Origin of the sequence: Clostridium sp. 001 (genome assembly GCF_019056555.1) — a bacterium.
Classification (GTDB): Bacteria; Bacillota; Clostridia; order Clostridiales; family Clostridiaceae; genus Clostridium_B; species Clostridium_B ragsdalei.
On the sequence record NZ_CP020473.1, the window covers coordinates 745,037 to 768,565 of the forward strand.

Consider the following 23,529-nt stretch of genomic DNA (forward strand, 5'->3'; position numbering starts at 1 on the left):
TTTTAATTTTTAATTATTAAAAAATATCTGGAGTATAAGTTGATTTTTCGTTTAGAAACTCTATAGGGAATTATCATTAAATTATAATAAATTTTTGAACCTTTTTGAGCTAAGGTGTCTCTTATATAATAGGTGCACCAAAAAGAGGAGGTAATTAAGTGAATAACATCGACATAATACAGCGCTGTAAAGAAGGTGATCTAGATGCCTTTAATATATTATTTGAAGAATACAGTGTAAAAGCTGTACGTACTGTATATCTTATAACCGGTCAAAAAGATATTGCAGAAGATATAGCTCAAGAAGCATTTATAAAATGTTTCAATCAAATAAAAAAATTAAAAAAAGCAGAGGCATTTGAATCATGGTTCTATCGCCTTCTTACAAGAATATGCTGGAGGTACTGTTCAAAACAAAAAAACAACCTGTGTATTGATGATATCAATGATAAAAATACAGTTTCAAACAACTCACTATCTGACATAACAGAAAAAAATGAAATAAAACATCTTGTGGATAAGGCCCTTGATAAATTGAGTATGCCTTTAAAAACAACCGTTATCTTATACTATTATAATGAGTTGTCCATAAAAGAAATATCACATGTATTAGGATGTTTTGAAGGTACGATAAAATCTCGACTGCATAACGCTAGAAAATTACTTAAGAAAGAATTTTTAACTGAAAATTTTGAAGGTTACTATTTCAATGATAATAAGGATGTGAGGTGTAATGAAAATGCTTAATCAAGAACAATTTGATAAAAATATAAAAAAAGCTTTATTAAACAAATCTCAGGATATAGTACCATCTGATAACATGTTTGAAAATATAAAATCTGAAATTACATCAAATAGGAGTGATAAATATATGTCTAAAGAAAAATTCTTACCTTTTAGTTTAAATATTAAAAAAACTGTCATTGCTGCTTCCTGCGGATTTCTTATACTAGCAGGTTCAGTTGTTGCATCACCAAATTTAAGGGCTTCAGCTCTTCAGAGTATAGGTAAATATGTTAATGGTTATACAGATATGAAGCATTACGATAAAGCTCCATCTAAAGCAGATTTACAAAAAGATTTAGGTTACAGTGTAAAAATACCTGACTCTCTTTCTGGAGGATATAAGCTGGTTGACTCTGGTGTAGATGGACATATAGATGGTGCAACCCCGGACAACCAATATGGTAATAGAGGCGCATATGCAATCTATTCAATAAATAATGATAGAAAAACAACCTTATCTCTTGGAGCTTCAAAAAGATCAGTAGAAGCAGATGCTCCAATATTTAAAAATGCCGTACCTGTAAAAATGGGTAGCATTACAGGATATTTTACACAATATAAAGTACATGAAGCACCTGAAGGCACTAAATTTTCAGCTAAAGAAAAGCAAGATATCAAAGATGGTAAGGAAGTTCTAATTGGTATGGGAAGTCCGAAAAAAAATGTTAAGCTCAAAGAAAAGTTTAGCCAAGAATGTGCATTAAAGTGGAAAGACAATGGTATAAACTATGAACTTACTTCTATGGGCAATTTAAGTGAAAGTCAAATGTCTGAATTGGCTCAATATGTAATAAGCTCTAAATAGTTGTTATGGCTGGTATAAGTATAAAATTCACTTATACCAGCCATATATTAGTAAATTTAAAATTTTTAATCCAGTGAATAGATCACATCACCTAATTGTTCAGCTTCTGCTTTGTCATGAGTAACCAGTATAATAGTCCTTCTATTTTCGCTGTAAATCATTAAAAATTTCTCTATTATATTACTTTTTAATTTATCATCAAGTCCCTTAAAGGGCTCATCCATCAAAAGCAGATCGCTTTTATAGGCAAATGCCCTAGCAAGTGCAACTCTTCTCTTCATTCCACCACTTAATTTATAAGGAAGCTTGTCTTTATAATCCCACAATTCTACCATATTTAAAAATTTTCTTACAGTTAAGTCTACTCTACCTTTGTCCATAGTAGATTTTAATACAAAAGCCACATTATCATATACGCTAAGGTATGGAATCAATCTATCCTCTTGAAACACATAAGATATGGTACTGCCTTTTAAATTAATTTCTCCATTATAATCTTTTTCAATTCCACTTATTATATTTAACAAAGTAGTCTTACCACATCCTGAAGGACCAAGAATAGCTGTAATCCTATTTCTCAAGAATTTCATATTTAAATTATAAAAAACAGGTACTCCATCATAGTATTTACTCAATCTACTTATTGTAACTTCATATTGGTCTTCATTTTGCTTTTCCATAAAATCACCTTCTTTATCAATGCACAATTTGCAGCTCACAATTTATAATTTTAGTAAACAACTACTTTTTTGCTCTACTCAAATAATACTTAAATATTTTTTCGAAAATAAAACTTAAAATTACGATTACAATAGTCCACGCAAAAAGTTCTGATGTTTCCAGAGTTGTTTTAGCATTTAAAAGATTTAGTCCTATAGAATAATTAGGAGTACTTAATACTTCAGATGCCACTGAAACTTTCCATCCGATTCCAAGACACATAAATATTCCTGATATAATATAATTTTTTATACTCGGTAGATATATATCTTTTATCACATACTTTTGCTTTACATTATATACACTCGCCATCTGTATTAAATATTTATCTACAGACTTTATACCTTCAATTACATTTGTATATATTATTGGAAAGCATATAAGTATAGCTGTAAAAATCACCACATTAGATGAATTAAACCACACTAAAGCTATGATAATTATAGATATAACGGGAGTAGATTTTACAGTAACTACAAGGGGTTCTAATAATTCTTCTATAGATCTATTCATTCCTGCAATTACACCAGTTATAATTCCAATAGCTATGGATAATAAAATTCCAATAATCACTCTCCATATACTATTAAAAACACTTTTCCAAAAATAATTTTTCCCCATTAAAATTATTAGGGTTTTTAGTACTTCAAATGGTGAAGGTAAAAGAAGAGAATTATTCATAAAAAGGGAGCAAAGCTCCCAAATCAGCATCCAAAATATCAGTATAGACAGTTTTTTAATTATTTTTGTTTCCACTGTAATAGAAATTTTCATCCGGCACTTTTCCTCCAATGGATTTTGGGTTATTATCATTTAAAACTTCATAAAATTTCTCCAAGGCCTGCTTTCCATCTTTAGCACTTATAAATACTATATTACTCTTTGGAATAGCCATTTCTGCTACTTTAGCCTTTGGAATTATACCTTCCTTTGCTATAAGTTTTCCTGATTCTTGTTTATTTTTATTTACAAAATCTACTGATTCTTTATATTTGATCAAGAAAGTATCTAAATCTTTTCCTCTCTTATCTATAAATGATTTTCTAAAAACTAAAGTTCCCATTACAAGCTTGCTCTGTCCTTGAGAAGCCTTGTCCCATTCCTTTGTCAAATCTATAGGTATTCTCAAACTACTGTCCTTCATTTTAGTTGTAGTTACAAAAGGTTCTGGTAAAACAGCCAGATTCACTTTTTTAGATGCTATTGCTTCAGCTAGATCACCATGATCCATTTTATAATCAATAGTCACATCTTTCCCTGGCTCCAATCCATTTTTCTTCAATATGTAATTTAGTACATACTCAGGAGTAGATCCCTTACCACTTGAATAAATAGTCTTTCCCTTTAGGTCAGCTATACTGTTTACTGTATTTCCATTTTCCACAATGTATAAAACACCTAATGTATTTATTCCAACTAACTCAACTTGACCTTTGGTTTTATTATATAAAATTGGTGCAAGGTTAGATGGAACTGCTGCACCATCCAATTCTCCGTTTACAATTTTAGACACTATTTGATCTGCAGAATTATACACAGTAATATCATAATCATTCTTATTTTCCATAAGTTTTGCCATGCCCATTCCAGTAGGTCCCTTTAAAGCAGCTATTTTAATTTTATCTTTTTTAGCTGAAGTTGCAGTTGAATCATTAGAACAACCTGCTGCAAACAGAGTTGAAATTATAATTATAAATGACATTATAAATATACCTATCTTTTTTTTCATAAAATTCCTCCTATAGCTAATTAACTTAAAACATAGACACAATTCTATTTTATTATAACATTATCCTCAGGCTTTAATTAATTTTATATTTAGAATTTTTAAAAATATAGGTTGACATAATAAATCTTTTGGATTAAAATAAAAGTATTAACAATATATCCCATAAATTGCTATCAATTTAGTATATTAAAAATATCTTAAATTTCACAGTTATCAATCCATATCTTAACCTGATCTCTTACTTTAAGTTTAAGATCAGTAATAGTTATCTAAAAGCATTACCTTTAAAAAGATAATTGTTAATAACTGAAAAATATTTATTAATAAAGGCATTTGAAAGAAAATAACGAGTCAAAGATGCGACGAATATTTTTTATCAGACTAGGAGGCAGGTTCCGCAGATAGTGAATCCTATCTAAGGGTTCTGGCGACGAAGTATGGTAAAAAATAGGCTAGCATACTGACTGGTTATTTCTTTGAAAATGCCTAAGCATCTTTGTAGCTATATATTAAGATGTTTATTAAATTTCAAAAATTTGTTCAGCATAAGGAGGAATCAATATGAAAGCATTACTTTTAGCTGGAGGCAAAGGCACTAGACTAAGGCCTTTGACAGACAAACTTCCAAAACCAATGGTCCCAATTATGGGTAAACCGCTTATAGAAAGAACTATACTAAAGTTAAAAGAATCTGGTGTTAGTGAAATTGTCATAAGCACCTGTTATAAATCTGATTATATTGAAAATTATTTAGGTGATGGTAAAAAATATGGATTAAAAATACATTATATCTCCGAAGACTTGCCTTTAGGTACAGGAGGCGCCATAAAAAATGCTGAAAGTTTCTTTGATGACACTTTTATAATCATGAATTCAGATATAGTACATAATCTATATTACTCTGATTTCATAAAATTTCATAGAGAAAAGAAAGCTTATGTTTCCATAGCTATGACTGAAGTAAAAGATCCATCTCAGTATGGGGTTATAGAATTTGATGAAGACAACTATATAAAAGCTTTTAAAGAAAAACCTAAAGAAGGAGAAACTACTTCAAAATGGATAAATGCAGGAGTGTATATATTTGAGCCAGAAGTACTAAAAGAAATACCTGAAAAGGAAATTGTATCTATAGAAAAAGACACTTATCCCCTGCTTTTAAATAAAAGCTATAAAATGGCTGCTTACAAATACACCGACTACTGGATAGATATAGGCACAATAAAAAAATATATAAAAGCACATGTAGATATATTGTACAGCAACTGCAATAAACTTATGAAAACAAAAAATCTTACAAATAAGAGCAATATAATTTTTAAAAATAAAAGTGTTAAAATTCATCCCAGTGTTAAAATAATAGGACCTGTATTTATAGGTCAGGACTGTATCATTGAAGCAAACTCTCAGATAGGTCCTTATGTAGTTTTAGGTAACAACTGCCATATTGGTGGTTCCTGCAATGTAAGCAAGAGTGTACTGTGGGATAGAATAAATGTACATGAAAATGTTAATCTGACAAATTCTGTAGTAGCTTCAGATTGCACTATAGAAAAATATTGCAATATAACTAATTCAGCTTATGTTTCAAACAATTATAATAATAATTTACTTGCAATATAAAAACTTAAGAGGTGATATCGTTGAAAAAAAATATAGTATTTTTGAGTACCTATCCGCCACGTGCCTGTGGGATAGCTACTTTTACTGCCGATCTTGTAAAAAATTTGAAAAATAAGTTTTCTTCCAATTCCTATAAAATAGCTGCTGTCAATGATGAAAATTATAAATATCCAAAGGAAGTATCCTTCACCTTAAATCAATTTGACAAAAAATCCTATATTCATCTTGCCAATATGCTAAATAATTCAGATACTAATTTAGTTATATTAGAACATGAATATGGAATATATGGTGGAGACTGCGGAGAATATATATTAAATTTTGTAAATAATTTAAATATTCCATTTATAACTACGTTTCATACCATACTTTCAATACCTTCTGAGAAACAAAAACTTATACTTAAAACTTTAGGTAATAAGAGCCAGAAAGTAATTACTATGGGAAAAAGTTCTATAAAAATTTTGATGAACACATATAATATTCCTGAAAACAAAATCATACTTATTCCTCATGGAGTTCCGGATATTGTTGTAGAAGATAGAAATTGTTTAAAAGAAAAACTAGGATATAAAGATAGAAGCATAGTAAGTACTTTTGGACTTCTAAGTCCTGGAAAAGGTATTGAATATGCTATAGAATCTATCTCTAAAGTAGCCAAAAAGCATCCTGAAGTTCTTTATCTGGTGCTAGGGCAAACTCATCCTTGTGTAAAAAAGGAACAAGGTGAAAGTTATAGAAATAAACTTAAGAATTTAGTATCACAATTTGATATTCAAAACAATGTAAAGTTTATAAACAAATATCTTACAAAAAAAGAAATAGTGCAATACCTAACTTTATCTGATATATACATGACTCCTTATTTAGGTAAAGAACAGGCTGTAAGTGGTACTTTAGCCTATGCAGCAGGCTATGGTAGAGTTATTGTTTCCACTCCTTATAGGTATGCGCAAGAAATGTTAAGCAAAAATAGAGGACTTCTTGCAAAGTTTAAAGATGCAGATTCCCTGGCAGAGGCTGTGAATTTCTTATTGGATAACCCACTTAAGCGGCGTAACATGGAAAAGGCTACCATGAAGTTAGGCATGAAAATGAGATGGCCTTCTGTTGCAGCACAATATGAAAATCTATTTGCTTCTGTTATAAAAAGCAGTGAAATTGCAACTCAGGTGGTGTAATATATGCTTACCTTTGAAGAAAAAGATTCTGTACCCCTTTTTATCATGACTGACGATACTGGAATGATACAGCACAGTGTATTTTCAGTTCCGGATCCAAATTCAGGATACACTACAGATGACAATGCAAGGGCTCTCATTGTAGCTGTAATGCTGTATGAAAAATTCAAAAGTGAAAAGTATATAAAATTAATTTTTACATACACTTCATTTTTGCTCTATGCTCAAAATAAAAGAGGAACTTTTAAAAATTTTATGGCCTACAATAGAAATTTCATTGAAGAGGAAGGCTCTGAAGATTGTTTTGGAAGATGCCTGTGGTCACTAGGGTATATGTTCCAATCAAAAATTATTCCATCCTCTATAAAACATGCAGCTGAAAATATGATATCAAAAGCTTTACCCAATGTAAAATCACTATCTTACACTCACAGTAAAGCATACTGCCTCTTGGGGCTAAATTTGATTTACAGTGAACTTTTAGAAACCAGTTCTACATTTGAAATTTCAAAGCATACTGTAAAAGAAGATATAACTATGCTTTCAGATTCTCTTATAGAAAATTTTAAGTGTTACAGCAGTGACTCTTGGAAATGGTTTGAAAATAGTCTCACCTATGGTAATGGCATATTTCCCTGGTGCCTTTTAAAAAGCAGTAATACATTAAATAATAGGGAGTATCTAGATATTGCCCTAGAAGCTTTAAGCTTTTTGGAGCAGCAGTGTTTTAAACAGGATTATTTTAAACCTATAGGAAATAATGGTTGGTTTAAAAGAAATGATTTTTATCCATGCGAATTTGATGAACAGCCTTTAGAGGCCTGCGGAACAGCTCTTATGTATATGGAAGCTTACAAATTACTTAAAGACACAAAATACTTGGATAAAGCAAAATTATGTTATGATTGGTTTTTAGGTAAAAATTCTGCAAAAAAATCACTTGTAGATAACTTTACAAGGGGAGGCATGGATGGAATAATGGAAAATAAAATGAATTTAAATCAAGGAGCTGAAAGTATCATAGCAAAAATACTAACAGAGCTCCTTCTCTCAGAGTAATATTACCCTATAGCTTATATAAATTCTACTCTGAAAATTGAATTTATATAAGGTTTCTAGATTAAAATTCACTTAATTCATAGGCATGTTTTTACAATGATGAAGCCCGTTTAGATATTTTGCATATAAGTCTTAGTGAAAAATTTATAAAAAACTTTGAACTTTTGAATTGTTTGAGGTACGAGTTTTCAAAAGTTCTTAGATTTTTTTAAATTTTTTGCTTAGACTTATCAAAATATCTAACCGGGCTGAATGTTGTAAAAGCATCCGGAGAATAAGTTGATTTTGATATGCCCCCTGTCAAGTAAACATGATAAATATCTAAAACGAGGTGCTGATGAACGACCACACATAGCTTTGTGTGGTTGTTTTTCTATGCACACCATTTTTCTTTATATTTCTTAATTCGTTTGTTTTCAGGAATAGGATATTTCTCTGGTTTCTCCGAGGAAAATGCTTCTCTTCTTACTTCCAGTGGTGTCTTGCAATAGTATCTATCCTGAAGACGTTCTTCACTATAAAACCTTATATAATCCTTGATTGCGAATCTCAATGATGCTTCATCTGTGATTTCATACATCTGATACATTTCTGATTTTATGATACCCCAAAAGCCCTCTGTCGGTCCATTATCAATACAGTGACCAACTCTGGACATTGATTGCTCCATTTCCTGATTTCTAAGTTTCTTTTGAAAAACTTTACTTGTATACTGGAACCCTCTGTCGCTATGAAAGACTGGTTTTGCATTCGGATTAAAAGATATTGCTTTATCGAATGTTTTAAATACTAGCTTATTATCGTTTCGATAGCTAACCACATATGAAACAGGGTATCTATCGTACAAATCAAGGATTGCACTTAAATACAGTTTTTTCTTTTCACCTGGAATCTTAAATTCAGTTACATCTGTAGACCACTTTTGATTTGGAGCAGTTGCATAAAAATCTCTACTTAGATTATTTTCCGCTGTGGTTTCAGGAGGAGAACATTTATATTTTTGCTTTTTCTTCCTGATTACGGAATGAATACCTAGCTTCTTCATAATCCTATGCACTCTTTTTTTGCCATAGTTGGTATGATTAAAGTGATTAATCCATGAAGTCATTCTGCGATAACCTAAAATATGACTAAAACGCTCATCAAATTCTTTGATAAGTTCTGCCAACTTAATATTTTCCAGTTCCTGTTCTGGGATTTCTCGATGCAACCATTTATAATAAGCAGCTCTGCAAATTCCAAGCTGCTCGCACATCCATTCTATACTCCATTTTTTTGTTTCATGGAAATATCTCACATCTAAATATTTTGATTCGTAACGCAGTTTTCCAAGCCTCACATCCTTTCGAATTCTTTCACTTTTTTTAACAATTCAACTACCATGTCCTTTTCTTCAAGTTGTCGTTTGAGTCTGAGATTTTCACGTTTCAGACGTTCTAATTCATCAACCTCGTCATCTGTTTTGTGGTGTCCACGTTTATCTGATAATCCTTCTTCTCCGTTAGCATCATATTTCTTTACCCAAGAATAGACTTGACTATATGAAACATCATAAATGTTTGCAGTTTTCTTATAATCACGGTTATGTTTAAGACAGTACTCAACGATTTCTTTGCGTTCTTCAATGGTTGTTTTTCTTCTTGCTTCTGCCATATAGACCTCCCTTTTAGGATCATAATCCTTAAGTTCTCTATTGGCATTATAACGCTTAATCCAGTTTCTGAGCACTTCTCTTGAAGAAATGTTGTATTTAGCAACTATATCATCGATACTTCCTTCACCTGACAAAACAGCTTTAACACACATGGTTTTAAAATTAGATGAATAAGAAGAGTTCCCCGATTTATGAACAAATGCTACAACTCCGTAAATCCTGTATTTAGCAACCCATTGCTGTAATGTCTTCTTTCCAATGTCATATTTAGCAGATATATAATCGTAAGATCCAGCTCCATCAAGATATTCCTGCGAAACTTTCGCACGGAATTCTGGAGTGTATGGCGATTTGGACATAAAAATACCTCCCAAGTAGATTTTAGTTATTTCCTTTGTCTACTTAAGAGGTATCATATCATTTTTAACTTAGATGCCTTATTTATATTGCTTTCCTAATTCATCTGCAGCAAGTATAGCAGAATATACGTCTTCCTTTGTAACTTCAAATGGCATATTATGCATAGTGTCATTTTCAGCACAGGAAATTTCAGCTACCTTCATTATATCTTCATTATTTACCTTCTTAATACCCAAATCATTTAATGTAATTGGAAGACCAACCTGCAAGCAAAAATCTATGACCTCTTCTATTTCTTCCATAGGACTGTTTTCAAGAACCAATTGAACTAAAGCTCCAAAAGCAACTTTTTCTCCATGATACAATCCATGACATTCCTCAAGTGCTGTAAATCCATTATGAATAGCATGGGCAGCTGCAAGTCCGCTGCTTTCAAATCCAACTCCGCTTAAATAAGTATTTGCCTCAATTATATTTTCTACAGCTTTAGTTGGGACTTTATTTATAACCGCCATTTTAGCTTTGAGACCATCTTCTAAAATCGTATCATAGCATAACTTTGAAAGTGCAAAAGCAGCTTTTGTAGCCTTTCCACCTGACATAGTAACAGCCCCTGATCTTACACAAGCTCTTGCTTCAAAATAAGTAGCTAATGCATCTCCCATACCTGAAACTAAAAGCCTTACAGGTGCTTTTGCAACTATAGATGAATCTACAAGTACAAGATCTGGATTTTTAGGAAGTGCCAGATATTCACTAAATACACCTTCATCTGTATATATTACAGAGAGTGCACTACATGGAGCATCTGTTGCTGCTATAGTTGGAACTATTACAACTGGGACTTTGGCATAATATGCTACAGCTTTTGCTGTATCAAATATCTTCCCTCCTCCTATACCAATTACAACATTATTTTCATTTTGTTTTAGCTTTTTACACAATCTATCTATTTCATTTTTGGAACATTCTCCATTAAAAGCTTCAAATGACAATGAAGAATCTTTTCCTTTAAAACTTTCTTCTATTGCACCTCTTGTTCTCTTAATTCCATTTTCACTAGCTATGATAAAAAAACTATCTCCAAGATTTTCAACGTAGTTAGATATATTTTTAAGTTCGCCGTTTCCCTGTACATATTTTCCCGTAGAAATAATAATTCTTGACATCTTTAACCACTCCTAATCTTAGTTATTTTTTTAACAAAATACATCTGTATTATAACATTAAACCTTCTGTTATAAAAGTTAAAAATATCCACAAATATAATATATTTGTGGATATTTTACTATTTTCTCTTTATTCTATGCTTTTGAGGTTTTAAAGTAAGTTCTGTTACTACCAAGTTAGAAGGTTCCCTAAGTACCCATTCCACCACATCTGCTATGTCTTTACAATTTATATAAAAGTCTTCACTGCTATCATCTTCACTGAAATTTGCATTTCTATAGAAATTTGATTTCGTCATATCTGGATGTATTGTTATTATTTTTACACCTGTTTTTCTCACTTCACTAAAAAGGCTTTCAGAAAAATGAGTTAACCCTGCTTTTGTAGCAGAATAAGCACAGCCATAAGTACTTATTTCCTTTGCTGTAACTGATGATATATTTATTATAATTCCCTTATTTTTCTTAAGCTGCCTCATCAGTATACTACTGAGTACCATAGGTACTTCCAAATTCACTGTTATCATTTCGTGTATTTTTCTAGGATTTAATTCTTCATGGGGGCCAAAGTATCCAACTCCACCATTATTCACAAGTAAAAATATTTCATCTTTGGCCTTTATTTCATCTATTCTCTGGAAGAATTTATTTGTATTTGTTATATCACAAATTTCTCTTATAAAATTGGGATTATCAAATTCTACCCTGGAAAAATCTCTGCCAAATCCGTAAACCTTGTAACCCATATTCAATAGTTTCTGAGCTATTTCAAATCCTATACCTGAAGAAGCTCCCGTTACAATTGCAGTTTTCACCCTTACACCTTCTCTATAATTTTGTATTATTTTTATTGTACAAACACTTTAGATTTTTTAACATATTTGCAAACCAGATCATATACAAAATTCACCAAAAGCTTATGGTGCTCTTCTGAATAACTGCAGGTTCCATCTTCAGTTTTAAATGGATAAGCCAATAATAGCGATTGTGGATTCATTTTCTCCATGTTTTTTAAATAATCCTTACCAATTCTAAATACACCAATACTCACATCCTGTATATTTTCTTCCGGAATAACCCTGAATGTATCTTCTACACAATTTTTATAATATTTTTCCCAATTATGTACATATAACAGCGGATCAAAACAAACTCTCACCTTCCAGCCCCTATCTACAGCACTTTTAATACTATCCAACCTGAGCTTAAAACTTGGAGCACCCATTTCATATTTCCTGCAAATTTCTTCTGGTGAAAGAGTCCATGCAAGTATTACATTATCCTGCGGCACCAAATCTTCTATACTTTTAAAATTGGAACTTTTAGTTCTTACCTCTATTTTTAAATTATTATGCTTTTCTGCAAACTGTATCCATTTTCTAATAAAACCTGTTATATTTTCAAAGGCCATAAGATCCGTGTCATAAGATATACATAAATAAACGGAGTGCTTTTTTAGAATACACTCCACCTGTTTGAAAATATCTTCCAAATTCACAAATAGAACTATATTTGCCGAAGAATAAACTCCCTGCAAATAACAATACTCGCAATTATACAAGCAATTCATAATAGATGAAGTATAATAAAAATATTCATTTCCAAAATTATCACATACCCTTGCACCTTCATAAATTAAGTTTCCATCATTGCGTGCAAGTATTAGTTTAGGAGACTTTTTTTGCACTAGAAAATCTTGATTGTGTCTGCAAAATACATCTTTATAATGATTTATTTTTATAATATTGGATTTTTTAAACTTAGACAGTACCCTCTTTGTATTTTCATTTTCAGTAACCCCTTTTTCCACATAAATATGAGAAAAGCTACATAAGTTCAAGCTGTTGTACAAGTTTTTCAAAATACATCTTCCTCTCATATTTAGTCTTACAGTAAATCTGGGTAAAGGGATCAAGAGCTAAGATTAAGTTATCATTTCTAACCTTATAGCCTTTAGCTAACTTCTTTAGCTGATGCTGCATAGAAACAGATAAATTAAAATTGCATACTATTTCATTTATATAGTTCATATCCTTTTCATCCAATATATCTTTAGGTTTTGCACATTCATGTTCGATATCCTGTATCCAATTACATATTTCATCTGACTTTTCACAAATTAATTCAGTAACTTTTTCCCCAGTTACATTTGTTCCATCCAAATAGTCAGATACTATCTTCAAAGAATAAATTCTATGGGGCGGCATAAATATAGATACCGCTTGAAAAAAAGCAGCTCCTTCCATGTCTACAATATCCCCTCTTATTTTTTCTAGGTCTTTTTGATCCACTATTTTTGCAAAACTCTCCAAACATGCTTCTTTAAAAGGATGTTTAAATATCATATCTGGATAAAAATCCTTATCCGTAATGTTATCAATTATTTTATTACAAAGTACTGACGTTCCAATTTGAAAAGTTCTATCTTTACTTCCACAAACGCCTATATTTATAAAGGTATCGTATTGATCAGCTTCAAATTTAGCTATAATATATGCACAAGCAGAAGCCATATTTATTGCTCCAGTTTTACTTACTATAAGTACAATTTCTTCATTTTTAAAAACTTGAAATTTATTTACGGAATTATCCCTTTTTAAATCAAACCTTTCTATAAATGGCTTTGCCTCACAATGTAATGCTGTTACTATAAAAACCATATTTGCCTCCCTGTTGCCACTGTATTTATAAATAATTATACTTTAAATATACACTGAAGTATATTAAATATCTATTACTTTATTCCCCTGCATAAGTACCTTTTTATTTTATAGTTCCAATCTTCATAAACTTCGCCATAGTCTTCTTTTACAAATTCTAAAAATTCATCTAGTACTCCCAATTTATCTAATCCTTTCATTAAATGTCTTGGATAATCGCAGCATTTGGAATAATTATTTTTAGGATCTATTACTTTTATGGAAGAATCTTTACATAAATATAAGTCCTTACACCTTATATCCAGTTTAGTAAACTTGAGTTTCTGAAACTCTTTAATGAGATTAATAATGTTCTTTGCAACTTTTTCATTTAACCCATTTTGTTTAATGTAGTAATCAAGTCTCTCCCCTTCTGCATAACTTCTCACAATATAATAAAGCCCATGAGAATATATTTTAGGAAAATACTTGCTCTTACTAGTTTTTTGTAATATGTTATATTCACTTCTGCAAACATATTTGCTTTTAAATATTTTAATCACTTTATTATTATCTTCTAATAAATAAACAATTCCATTATGCCCACATCCTAAAAAATTTGCCCTCCTAAGCATGTTTTCAGCTGCGCTATCTAATTGAATATAATATCCATCCCTTTTCTTCATAAATATACCTTTCTATATTATTCTTAGTATATTGTATGAAACTATATTTTGTAACATGAGTACTTAAAATCAAGTATCTCATGGTAATATAAAAATTTTTTTACTTTATTTTGAATTTCTTTGGGAAAAGCATCCCAAAGAAGAAAGAAATTAAATTTATTCCAATAACGCATATAAATAAAAGATGTAAACCTGAAATCAAAGATTCCTTTATCAATTGAAGTGAAACACCACTATTTAAAATAGATGAAGAATAAAGATTACTTGGATTTATGTCTTTTATTCCTATGTTCTGGAAATACTTTATTATACTTAAATTAAATATAGTACCGAATATGCTCACACCTATGGTTTGTCCTAAATTTCGAAGAAGAATATTTGATGCCGTAGCTGCTCCTCTCATAGCATAATCTACAGAATCCTGCACCACTATAGTGACAATTGTAAAAGTACCTCCAAAACCAAAACCCATTATAGAGACACACAATATAATCCAAGGTAATGATGAACCTACACTAAAAGTCAATAAAATGAAACTAGAAAGCAACAATATAATGGAACATATTAAAATTATACTTTTTTCCTTATATATAGTCAGCCATTTTGAAAGAACTATAGAAGATATAAGCCAGGTAAATGACATAGGAGCAATACAAATGCCTGAAATAGTTGCTCCAAATCCAAGTACATTTTGAATATAAATTGGCATATATACATCAATTGCAATTAGTGAAGCTGATACTAAAAAGCCTATTATACTGACAACTATGTTGACTCTTGTAAATATTTCAAAAGGCATGATAGGCTCCTCTGACTTTTTTTCCACAAAATAAAATACAAACATAAGTGCTAAAGCTACACCTATACATATAACTGGAAGAACCATGTCAGGCGAACTTTTTTTCCCGACACTTAAAAATCCATACAAAATAAGTACTATGGAAGTAGTTAAAACCAGTGTTCCCATATAATCTATTCTTACTTTCCTCTTCTTAAAATTCTCCTTTAAATTATTTTTAAGAAGCACTATAGAAATTATTCCAAAAGGTATATTTATAAAAAATATCCAGTGCCAGGAGAGTGTATCTATTAGAAATCCTCCTAAAAAAGGGCCAAGTAGACTGGCAATTCCCCACACTGTACCTACCCATCCTTGAATCTTTGCCCTTTCAGAAGCAGCAAATAAGTCTCCAACTATAGTATATGTTACTGTAAATATTGAACCCGCACCTATTCCCTGAATAGCACGAAAAGCTATAAGTGAATACATATTCATAGATATTCCACATAAAAAACTTCCTAATAGAAATATTGATATTCCTACAATTAAGGTATTTTTTCTTCCATATAAATCTGATAATTTACCATATATAGGCGTAGTTATAGTAGAAGTAAGTAAGTACATAGAAAATATCCAGCTCATTAATTCAAACCCATTTAAGCTTTTCACAATAGTAGGAATAGCTGTAGTCACAACAGTTCCTTCTACAGCTCCAAGAAATGTAGCTAGCATTATTGCAATTATTATATTTCTGTTTTTTGACTCCATATTAAATCACATCCTTTAATAAGTACCGAAATTTGTCCTTAAAAAAACCTCAGGTTTATATGGCATTTTCAAAGGAATAACTTGTCAGTATGCTATCCTATTTTCTTTCAAATGCCTTATAGTCCTGAAGTTTCATTCAATATCCTTTTTTCAATCTTTTAATTTTATCTTAATTCCACGTCCTATTTCCTTTATAGTAGGTAATATTCCTTCAAATTGCTCTGGTATATTTTCACTTAACATATATTCTGCATTTTTAGGATCATCTACATCCTTAAAGGCATACTGTACAATTAGCTTTTCTCCATCCTTACATAAAACTATACCTATAGATGAGTTGTCCCCTTCATCTCTTACTGAATCATCCATGGCAGAAAGATGGAAAGTTAAAATTCCAAGATATTCTGGTTTAAATTTCCCTATTTTTAGTTCAACAGCTATATAACATTTTAATTTCAAATTGTAAAAAAGTAAATCCTCATAATAATCTCCACCTGAAAGTTCCATATGATGTTTTTTTCCTACTAGGGCAAATCCAGAATTCAATTCCAGGAAAAATTCTACTACACTCTTTATAAAATGCTGTTGAAAAGCCTTTTCTTTAATTTCATCTGAAATGTCCATAAAATCCATGAGATACTCATCTTTTAGTATAGGAGAAAATTTTTTAATATCACCTTCAGATAGATCTTCTCCCTGTTCTTTTGAAATAGCATCCTTTATAAAACAAAAATTGTCTTCAGATTTTATTTTTGTTTTTTCTTCATTCTTTTCTTCTTCAGAGTCTTTTTCCTCAGAAGTAATAATGCTTTTACTTTCAATATTTTCTTTTTCAGGGGATTCTGCATTAAAAAGTTCTGCATAGTCTAATTCCTCAATTCCACACTCTTTATCTATCTCCCCTATTAAATCTTCAACGGACCAATCCTTTTCCCACATCTTATCTATGTATTCTTTTCTTTTATCAACATTTCTTATCTTATTCATGAGAATTAAGTTACACGACCAGCTTATTTTAGATGACAATTGACTTACATAATCCTGAGAATTATATTCTTCAGCAAATCTAGCCATATTTTCTAAATTCTTTTCTGTAAAGCATAGATTACCAGGGAACTTACCTTTAAGATATTCTACTGTTTCACTTATAAATTCTGATTCGCAGCCTTCTTTTTCTCTCATTAAAATTAAATTTCCTATCTTCCAGTAGAGCATAAACATATACTCATTTATATTTACCAGTGCTTTATTTTTAAAAAGAATTATATCTTCCTCTAAGTTCTTAAAAAATGTATCCATATCATTATGATGTTCTATCATTTAAAAAATCACCTCACAATAAAATTTTTCCCATAATTTTATTATAGGGTAAAACATATAATATTACTACCCAGGTCATAGTCATTTATTTGTAATTTCTAATCTTTAAAACTTATACTTTTTACATATCTATCTTTTCCAAGCACTGTTTTTTCAAATATACTTTTGGCATTTTGCAGATACAATTCTGGTTTAGGCATAGAAGGACTAAAATGAGTAAGCCACAATTCTCCCACTTCCGCCCTTTTGGCAAGAGCAGCTGCTTCTGAAAATAACATATGTTTATACTGAATGGCCTTTGAAATATTTTCATCTTCTCCATACATCCCCTCACATATAAATACATCAGATTTTTCTACAAATTGAGCTAATTCATGGGTTGGTCTTGAATCGGTACAATAAGACACTTTTAATCCACTTCTTTTATCTCCAAGTACCATTTCAGGAGTATATATTTTTTCTCCATATTCTATCTTTTCTCCCTTTTGAAGTCTGTTCCAGAGGATTAATGGCACTTGATTTTTTAAAGCTTTGTCTCTATCAAATTTTCTATTTCTATCTACACCTATGGAATATGCAAAACATGGCATTCCGTGGTCTACAGGTAATACATCTATATTAAAATCTCCTATTTTTTCAAAGTAACTTTCTTTACCACAAAGTTCAAGTAAGTTTATGCTATAGGGGAGCACAGGTGCTATTACCATAAGTCCCTCTATTACTTTTCTTAATCCTATAGGTCCAATTATCGTGATAGGCATATTTCTGCCAGAATTAGCTATGGTAAGAAGCAATCCTGGCAGACCTGCTATGTGGTCTGCATGAAAGTGTGTAAATAAAATTACATCTATATTTTTTATTTTACATCCAAGTATTTTTAAGCTAACTTGAGTTCCCTCACCACAATCTATAAGTAGTTTTTTTCCATTATAAGATGCTATCATAGATGTAAGGTACCTATCTGGCACAGGCATACTTCCCCCACATCCTAATAAGCATAAATCCAACATAATTTCAACCTTCTCTTCTAATTAGTATATGCCTAATGTCTATTTTTAAGCTAGAACTTAATTTAATTTTTTTATCCGATGACTACCTGCTCTAGTACTCCATCTTATGCCAAGAACTCTGTTTATCACTTGAGAGATTAAAATAAAAAAATAGGATTTATCCTGAGATCATCTTCACCTTCAGTGATAAATCCTTAATTATATAAGTGTTTTAAAATAATTCATCTATTATAACTTTTATTTAAGAAGTTTTTACGGCAATCATGCACTTAATATTAAATCATCAATTTTACAGCCAAGTATCTTTGCAATCACTGCAACTTTTTCAAGGCTTGGATTTTTCTTATCTCCTCTCTCCAATTCTTCCAAATAAGATTTTGAAATTGAAGTTTGAAATCTGGTATCTTTAGCAAGATTTTGAATATCCAAAGTAGTATATCCCAAACTTACTCTTATATCACGAATTTTTTTTCCGTTTAACATAAGAAAACCCCCTATTTAATATTAACTTCTTTAAATTGATTATATTACTTTTAAGCAGGAATTTACAGATAAATTTTATTTTTTTAATATAAACCTAACAAATATTTAATAGTACAACTGTGTTATAATACCATTAAGTATTATAATAAGGTGGTTTTTACATGAAACATTATGAAGTTCTTTACTTACTAAAAGAAAATAGAAATGACTTTGTTTCCGGTCAACTTATAAGCGAGAAATTAGGTGTAAGCCGTACTGCTATATGGAAATATATAAAAATATTAAAGGAAGAAGGCTATACTATAGAATCTTCCTCTAAAAAAGGATATAAACTTATAAGTTCCCCTGATATACTTACTTCTGAAGAAATTAAAGGCTATTTGAATACAAAATATATAGGCAAAAAAATTATTCATTATGAAAGTATAGGATCTACAAACACCACAGCAAAAAAATTAGCTGAACAGGGAGAAGAAAATGGAACTATAATTATAGCCGAGGAACAAACTGCAGGACGCGGCAGGATCGGAAGAACATGGGCATCTCCTAAATATAAAAGCATATATTTTTCTATAATATTGAGGCCGAATGTAAATCCTATGGAAGTTCCAAAGATAACACAAATAATTGCTGCTGCCATAATAGAGGGATTAAAAGAATTAAAAATAGAGGCTAAAGTAAAATGGCCAAATGATATAGTAATAGATGGTAAAAAGGTTTGCGGTATTTTGACAGAAATGAGCGGTGAGTTAAATAAAGTAAATTATGTGATTCCTGGAATAGGCATAAATGTAAACTTAAGCAAAGGAGATTTCCAAGAAGATATTTTAAATAAAGCCACTTCTCTTAAAATAGAAACAGCATCCACTATGGATAGAAAAGTTATCTTAAGCACTATATTAAATAAATTTGAACCTCTATATGAAGAATTCATCCAAAAAGGAACTATTAAATCCTCTATAGAAGTATGCAAAAATAGTTCTGCTGCTATAGGTAAAAATATACGTATAATTCAAAATAAAAATGAAAGACAGGCAAAAGCAGTAGATCTAGCTGAGGATGGTAGATTAATCGTACAATATGAAAATGGTTCTTTTGAAAAATTAATATCTGGAGAAATTTCTATAAGAGGTTTAGATAAATATATTTAAAATGGTTAAAATTTTTATATTTAAATCATAATAAAAATAGCGGCAAAATATATTTAAGGATGTGCTAAAAAATGATTTTAATAAAAAATGTAGAATTATTTAATCCTAAATCCATGGGTAAAAAAAGTATATTAACCTGTTTTGATAAAATAGCTTACATATCTAAAAAGATAGACTTTCCATCTAGTAATTTCCCTACAGTTGAAATAATAGATGGCGATGATTTAATTGCAATTCCTGGTTTGATTGATCTCCACATACATATAAATGGGGCCGGAGGTGAAGGAGGCTTTAATAACAGAACTCCTGAACTAAACCTTACAAATCTTACTTTGAATGGTATCACTACCTGTGTAGGACTTTTGGGAACAGATGGAATTACAAGAAATATGGGTGGACTTATAGCTAAAGCCCGGGCTCTTGAAAAAGAAGGTATAACAACATACTGCTGGACAGGATGCTACTCCGTACCTACAAGGACTCTTACAGACAGTGTGAGGGGCGATATTGTACTTGTAGATAAAATAATAGGAGCTGGTGAAATAGCTGTATCCGATCACAGGGACAGTCATCCTTCTGAAGAAGACTTAATACATTTAGCTTGCGAAACAAGAATAGGTGGAATCATTTCAGGCAAATGTGGTGTACTTCACATGCATCTAGGAGATGGTAAAAAAGGTATGACTCCTCTATTTGATTTAATAGATAAATCAGACATACCTTTTGAAAACTTGCTGCCTACACATTTAAATAGAAACAGTTTAGTATCCAAGCAAGCCTTAGAATATTTAAAAATAGGTGGATTTATAGATATAACTACTGGAATTAAAAATGAAGGGGATACTGCTCAAAGTGCCCCTGAACTCTACAGTAAAATTCTAAAGGAAAATATATCTCCTTATCACGTAACTATGAGCTCTGATGCAGGAGGAAGCATGCCTATATTTGATGATAAAGGCAATCTAACAAAATTAACTGTAGGACTTCCATCTACAGATATGGAATCAATAAGAGAGTGTATAAAAATGGGGCTATCTATGGAAGAATCCATCATTCCTTTCACTTCATCCCCTGCAAAATTTCTAAAATTTGAACATAAGGGCTCTCTCCTTGAAGGTTATGATGCTGATCTAATTTTATTGGATAAAAAACTAAACATACATACTCTCATAAGTAAAGGTAGAATTATGGTTCAAAATTACAAACCAGTAGTATATGGAACCTTTGAAAACAGTTGACAGTTAACAATTTACAATTAATAAAATTTTGCCTGAAGTCAAAATAAATTTAAAGGATTTTCAACTTTCGCTGAAAATCCTCATTAATTGTGAATTGTCTAAATTGATATTATAACTTCTTCATAAGGAATTATTGTCTTTGCCCTAAGCATTGCATTTTTCACTGCATTTACAATGCCTGAGCAGCATGGTACTTCCATTCTCACTACAGTTATACTTTTCAAATCATTTTTCTCTATAATTTCAGTTAATTTATCTTCATAATATTTAATGTCGTCTAACTTAGGACACCCTATTGCTGTAATGTGATCCTTTATAAATTTTTTATGAAAATCTCCACAGGCATATGCAGTACAATCAGCCGCTACAAGTAACTTTGCATTCTTAAGATAAGGTGCATTGGTATTTATAAGCCTTAATTGAACAGGCCACTGTGTTAACTCAGAAGCAGCACTAAAATCTTCTGAATTCTTTTTATCTATATGCACATTTTTATCTGAAGCTCTCTCTATCTTTCTAGCTGCTGTACCTGGACATCCACAGGGCATAACTTCTTTCTTTTCCTTTTCTTTAGCCTTTTTAGCAACTAGTTCCTCGTCATAATCCTTACTTTCTCTTTCAATTATGCTTATAGCTCCTGTAGGACATTCAGGAAGACAGTCACCAAGTCCGTCACAGTACTCATCACTTATAAGTTCAGCTTTTCCCTTTACAAGTTCAATAGCACCTTCATGACATGCATTTACGCAAAGTCCACATCCATTGCATTTCTCTTTATTTATATTAACAATTTTTCTTATCATAGTATTTTCTCCTCCTTACTTTACTGTCTATATTATAATAAAATGCAGTCACAAAATCTGTAACATATGTTACTAAGTCTAAAGAGTAAATAACATATAATAATAACTTTTCTTTTAAATGAAGAAAAGGAAACGAAAATTTCGTTTCCTTCCCTACTACTTATTGTACAATTATCTTCTGCATCCACATCCGCAACATAACAATAACAGTATTATTATTATTACTACTTCTCTTCCTCTACCATCGTGTCTACATGACATAAAGAACCCTCCTTATCTTCCTAAAATAATTCTAAGCTATCTAATTTCTCATCATTTGCTCTACACTTTATTATATTAATTAAGTTTATAAAGGTTACTGCTAAGTTAAGAAATTTGCTTTTTTAGTATTAGTAACTAGCAACGTCCACAACCACAACCGCAGCATAGTAATAATATTATTATAATTATTACTACCTCTTTTCCGTAACCCCCACATCTACATGACATAAAGTTTCCCTCCTTGTCTTCTTTTAATATTTTTATAAATATTTATTGATTCTCACTTTTCATCATCTGTTCTATACTTCTATAATATTAATCAAATTAATAAATGTTACTTTTAATTTTTGTTAGCGACAATTAGAAATTTGTCTTATTTAAAATATATGATATAGTTATATGTGAAAATGTTTAACTATACCATAAAAATTTGGAGGTACATAATACTTATGGACGAATTAGAAATTAATAATAAGTTGCAACAAGCTTTTGATACCTTAATCCCTTATATGCATTACTTTTTTGATGATGAAATAGCCTTTACCATGTCAACTACAACTCATTTTTTAAGAGTAGTAAATAGCAAAAACATTAATATGAATGCAAAACCAGGTGATCCTTTAAGACCTACTGGCGCAGCTTATGAATGTATAAAAGCAAGAAAACCTATTTCTACTATAGTTCCTAAAGAAACTTTTGGTGTAGAAATAAAAGCTATAGGACTACCTGTAAAGGAAGGTAATGAAATCATAGGAAGCATAGTACTCGTAAAAAGTTTGGAAAGACACAATAAATTTGTTGAGATGTCTAAAGTACTGTCAAGTGCAATAGAAACTCTTTCAGAAACCTCAAGTGTACTGTCTTCTGACATAGATGAAATGACAAAACATAACGAGGTTTTATTATCAGAAGTAAACGATGCCTCTGATAAAACTAAAAATACAGATGAAGTTTTAAATTTTATAAGAAATATAGCATCTGAAACTAATCTACTGGGATTAAATGCATCTATTGAAGCAGCAAGAGCTGGAGATCGGGGAAAAGGATTTACAGTAGTAGCAAACCAGATAAGAAAGTTATCTAATTCCAGCAGTAAGTCTATAAACGAAATAAATTCTACATTAACTGAAATAGAAAAATCTGTAGCCAAAATATCTGAAGGCCTTGCATCAACAAAAGATACTTTCAATAACCAATTCTCCAAAATTCACGAAATAGATTCTTCCATAAATAACTTATCCGAATTGGTAGACAAGCTTAGAGATTTATCTGAATAAATAAATAAAACTCAGGAATTTGATTTC

23 protein-coding genes are annotated in these 23,529 nt (G+C 30.7%); 8 read left to right on the forward strand and 15 right to left on the reverse strand.

Annotated elements, in window-relative coordinates; translation table 11 throughout:
• Nucleotides 1-158: 158 nt before the first annotated feature.
• Nucleotides 159-746 (forward strand): RNA polymerase sigma factor, encoded by a 588-nt coding sequence (locus B5S50_RS03330; RefSeq protein WP_217303092.1) that lies wholly within the window; start codon nt 159-161, stop codon nt 744-746.
• Nucleotides 733-1,590, forward strand: coding sequence for a hypothetical protein (locus tag B5S50_RS03335; protein WP_217303093.1), 858 nt, complete (start codon nt 733-735; stop codon nt 1,588-1,590). Before B5S50_RS03330 ends, B5S50_RS03335 begins: the two co-directional genes overlap by 14 nt.
• A 65-nt stretch (nt 1,591-1,655) precedes the next feature.
• Here B5S50_RS03335 and B5S50_RS03340 read toward each other — a convergent pair whose 3' ends face one another.
• The 3 genes from B5S50_RS03340 to B5S50_RS03350 all read right to left on the reverse strand — a co-directional run bounded on the left by B5S50_RS03340 (nt 1,656) and on the right by B5S50_RS03350 (nt 4,039).
• Complete coding sequence (locus tag B5S50_RS03340; RefSeq protein WP_217303094.1) at nt 1,656-2,270, reverse strand: ABC transporter ATP-binding protein; 615 nt, start codon at nt 2,268-2,270, stop codon at nt 1,656-1,658.
• A gap of 61 nt (nt 2,271-2,331) precedes the next feature.
• Nucleotides 2,332-3,084: an ABC transporter permease gene (locus tag B5S50_RS03345; RefSeq protein ID WP_217303095.1), complete on the reverse strand. Its 753-nt coding sequence runs from the start codon at nt 3,082-3,084 to the stop codon at nt 2,332-2,334.
• Nucleotides 3,047-4,039 (reverse strand): ABC transporter substrate-binding protein, encoded by a 993-nt coding sequence (locus B5S50_RS03350; protein ID WP_063601017.1) that lies wholly within the window; start codon nt 4,037-4,039, stop codon nt 3,047-3,049. The genes B5S50_RS03345 and B5S50_RS03350 overlap by 38 nt, the downstream gene beginning before the upstream one ends.
• 561 nt (nt 4,040-4,600) lie before the next feature.
• On the opposite strand from B5S50_RS03350, the gene B5S50_RS03355 reads away from it, so the two are divergent.
• From B5S50_RS03355 to B5S50_RS03365, 3 genes are read left to right on the forward strand one after another with little or no spacing between them, the layout of a single operon-like run.
• Nucleotides 4,601-5,662 (forward strand): sugar phosphate nucleotidyltransferase, encoded by a 1,062-nt coding sequence (locus B5S50_RS03355; RefSeq protein ID WP_063601016.1) that lies wholly within the window; start codon nt 4,601-4,603, stop codon nt 5,660-5,662.
• A 20-nt stretch (nt 5,663-5,682) separates the two neighbouring features.
• Entirely contained in the window at nt 5,683-6,843 is a 1,161-nt protein-coding gene (locus tag B5S50_RS03360; protein WP_063601015.1) for a glycosyltransferase family 4 protein, read from the forward strand.
• Nucleotides 6,844-6,846: 3 nt separating this feature from the next.
• On the forward strand, nt 6,847-7,902 hold the full coding sequence (locus tag B5S50_RS03365; protein ID WP_217303096.1) for a glycosyltransferase: 1,056 nt from the start codon (nt 6,847-6,849) through the stop codon (nt 7,900-7,902).
• A gap of 373 nt (nt 7,903-8,275) precedes the next feature.
• Here B5S50_RS03365 and B5S50_RS03370 read toward each other — a convergent pair whose 3' ends face one another.
• The 11 genes from B5S50_RS03370 to B5S50_RS03420 form a co-directional block, all read right to left on the reverse strand.
• Nucleotides 8,276-9,241 (reverse strand): IS3 family transposase, encoded by a 966-nt coding sequence (locus B5S50_RS03370; RefSeq protein WP_217303097.1) that lies wholly within the window; start codon nt 9,239-9,241, stop codon nt 8,276-8,278.
• Entirely contained in the window at nt 9,238-9,915 is a 678-nt protein-coding gene (locus B5S50_RS03375) for a helix-turn-helix domain-containing protein (protein ID WP_217303098.1), read from the reverse strand. Before B5S50_RS03375 ends, B5S50_RS03370 begins: the two co-directional genes overlap by 4 nt.
• 78 nt (nt 9,916-9,993) lie before the next feature.
• Entirely contained in the window at nt 9,994-11,085 is a 1,092-nt protein-coding gene (locus B5S50_RS03380) for a glycerol dehydrogenase (protein ID WP_217303099.1), read from the reverse strand.
• Nucleotides 11,086-11,204: 119 nt separating this feature from the next.
• On the reverse strand, nt 11,205-11,900 hold the full coding sequence (locus B5S50_RS03385) for an SDR family oxidoreductase (RefSeq protein ID WP_217303100.1): 696 nt from the start codon (nt 11,898-11,900) through the stop codon (nt 11,205-11,207).
• A 32-nt stretch (nt 11,901-11,932) separates the two neighbouring features.
• Entirely contained in the window at nt 11,933-12,946 is a 1,014-nt protein-coding gene (locus tag B5S50_RS03390) for a spore photoproduct lyase family protein (RefSeq protein WP_217303101.1), read from the reverse strand.
• Complete coding sequence (locus B5S50_RS03395; RefSeq protein ID WP_217303102.1) at nt 12,912-13,745, reverse strand: hypothetical protein; 834 nt, start codon at nt 13,743-13,745, stop codon at nt 12,912-12,914. Before B5S50_RS03395 ends, B5S50_RS03390 begins: the two co-directional genes overlap by 35 nt.
• Before the next feature lie 74 nt (nt 13,746-13,819).
• Complete coding sequence (locus B5S50_RS03400) at nt 13,820-14,410, reverse strand: protein kinase (protein ID WP_217303103.1); 591 nt, start codon at nt 14,408-14,410, stop codon at nt 13,820-13,822.
• 100 nt (nt 14,411-14,510) lie between these two features.
• Complete coding sequence (locus tag B5S50_RS03405) at nt 14,511-15,959, reverse strand: MDR family MFS transporter (RefSeq protein WP_217303104.1); 1,449 nt, start codon at nt 15,957-15,959, stop codon at nt 14,511-14,513.
• Between the two features lie 150 nt (nt 15,960-16,109).
• Nucleotides 16,110-17,279 carry a PDDEXK nuclease domain-containing protein gene (locus B5S50_RS03410; RefSeq protein ID WP_217303105.1) on the reverse strand — a complete coding sequence of 390 codons (1,170 nt, stop codon included), beginning with the start codon at nt 17,277-17,279 and terminating at the stop codon, nt 16,110-16,112.
• A 98-nt stretch (nt 17,280-17,377) separates the two neighbouring features.
• Complete coding sequence (locus B5S50_RS03415) at nt 17,378-18,289, reverse strand: ribonuclease Z (RefSeq protein WP_217303106.1); 912 nt, start codon at nt 18,287-18,289, stop codon at nt 17,378-17,380.
• Nucleotides 18,290-18,550: 261 nt separating this feature from the next.
• Nucleotides 18,551-18,772: a helix-turn-helix domain-containing protein gene (locus B5S50_RS03420; RefSeq protein ID WP_013239313.1), complete on the reverse strand. Its 222-nt coding sequence runs from the start codon at nt 18,770-18,772 to the stop codon at nt 18,551-18,553.
• 161 nt (nt 18,773-18,933) lie between these two features.
• Between B5S50_RS03420 and B5S50_RS03425 the strand changes: the two genes are divergently transcribed.
• Both B5S50_RS03425 and iadA read left to right on the forward strand, forming a co-directional pair.
• The gene (locus B5S50_RS03425) at nt 18,934-19,923 is read left to right on the forward strand and encodes a biotin--[acetyl-CoA-carboxylase] ligase (protein WP_217303107.1); all 990 of its coding nucleotides are present in this window, start codon (nt 18,934-18,936) and stop codon (nt 19,921-19,923) included.
• Nucleotides 19,924-19,994: 71 nt separating this feature from the next.
• Nucleotides 19,995-21,161, forward strand: a complete 1,167-nt coding sequence (gene iadA, locus B5S50_RS03430; protein ID WP_217303108.1) for a beta-aspartyl-peptidase — start codon at nt 19,995-19,997, stop codon at nt 21,159-21,161.
• Between the two features lie 98 nt (nt 21,162-21,259).
• Here the strand turns inward: iadA and B5S50_RS03435 are convergent, their stop codons facing one another.
• Nucleotides 21,260-21,964, reverse strand: a complete 705-nt coding sequence (locus B5S50_RS03435) for an ATP-binding protein (RefSeq protein ID WP_217303109.1) — start codon at nt 21,962-21,964, stop codon at nt 21,260-21,262.
• A 710-nt stretch (nt 21,965-22,674) separates the two neighbouring features.
• Between B5S50_RS03435 and B5S50_RS03440 the strand changes: the two genes are divergently transcribed.
• Entirely contained in the window at nt 22,675-23,502 is an 828-nt protein-coding gene (locus tag B5S50_RS03440; RefSeq protein ID WP_013239317.1) for a methyl-accepting chemotaxis protein, read from the forward strand.
• Nucleotides 23,503-23,529 lie beyond the last annotated feature (27 nt).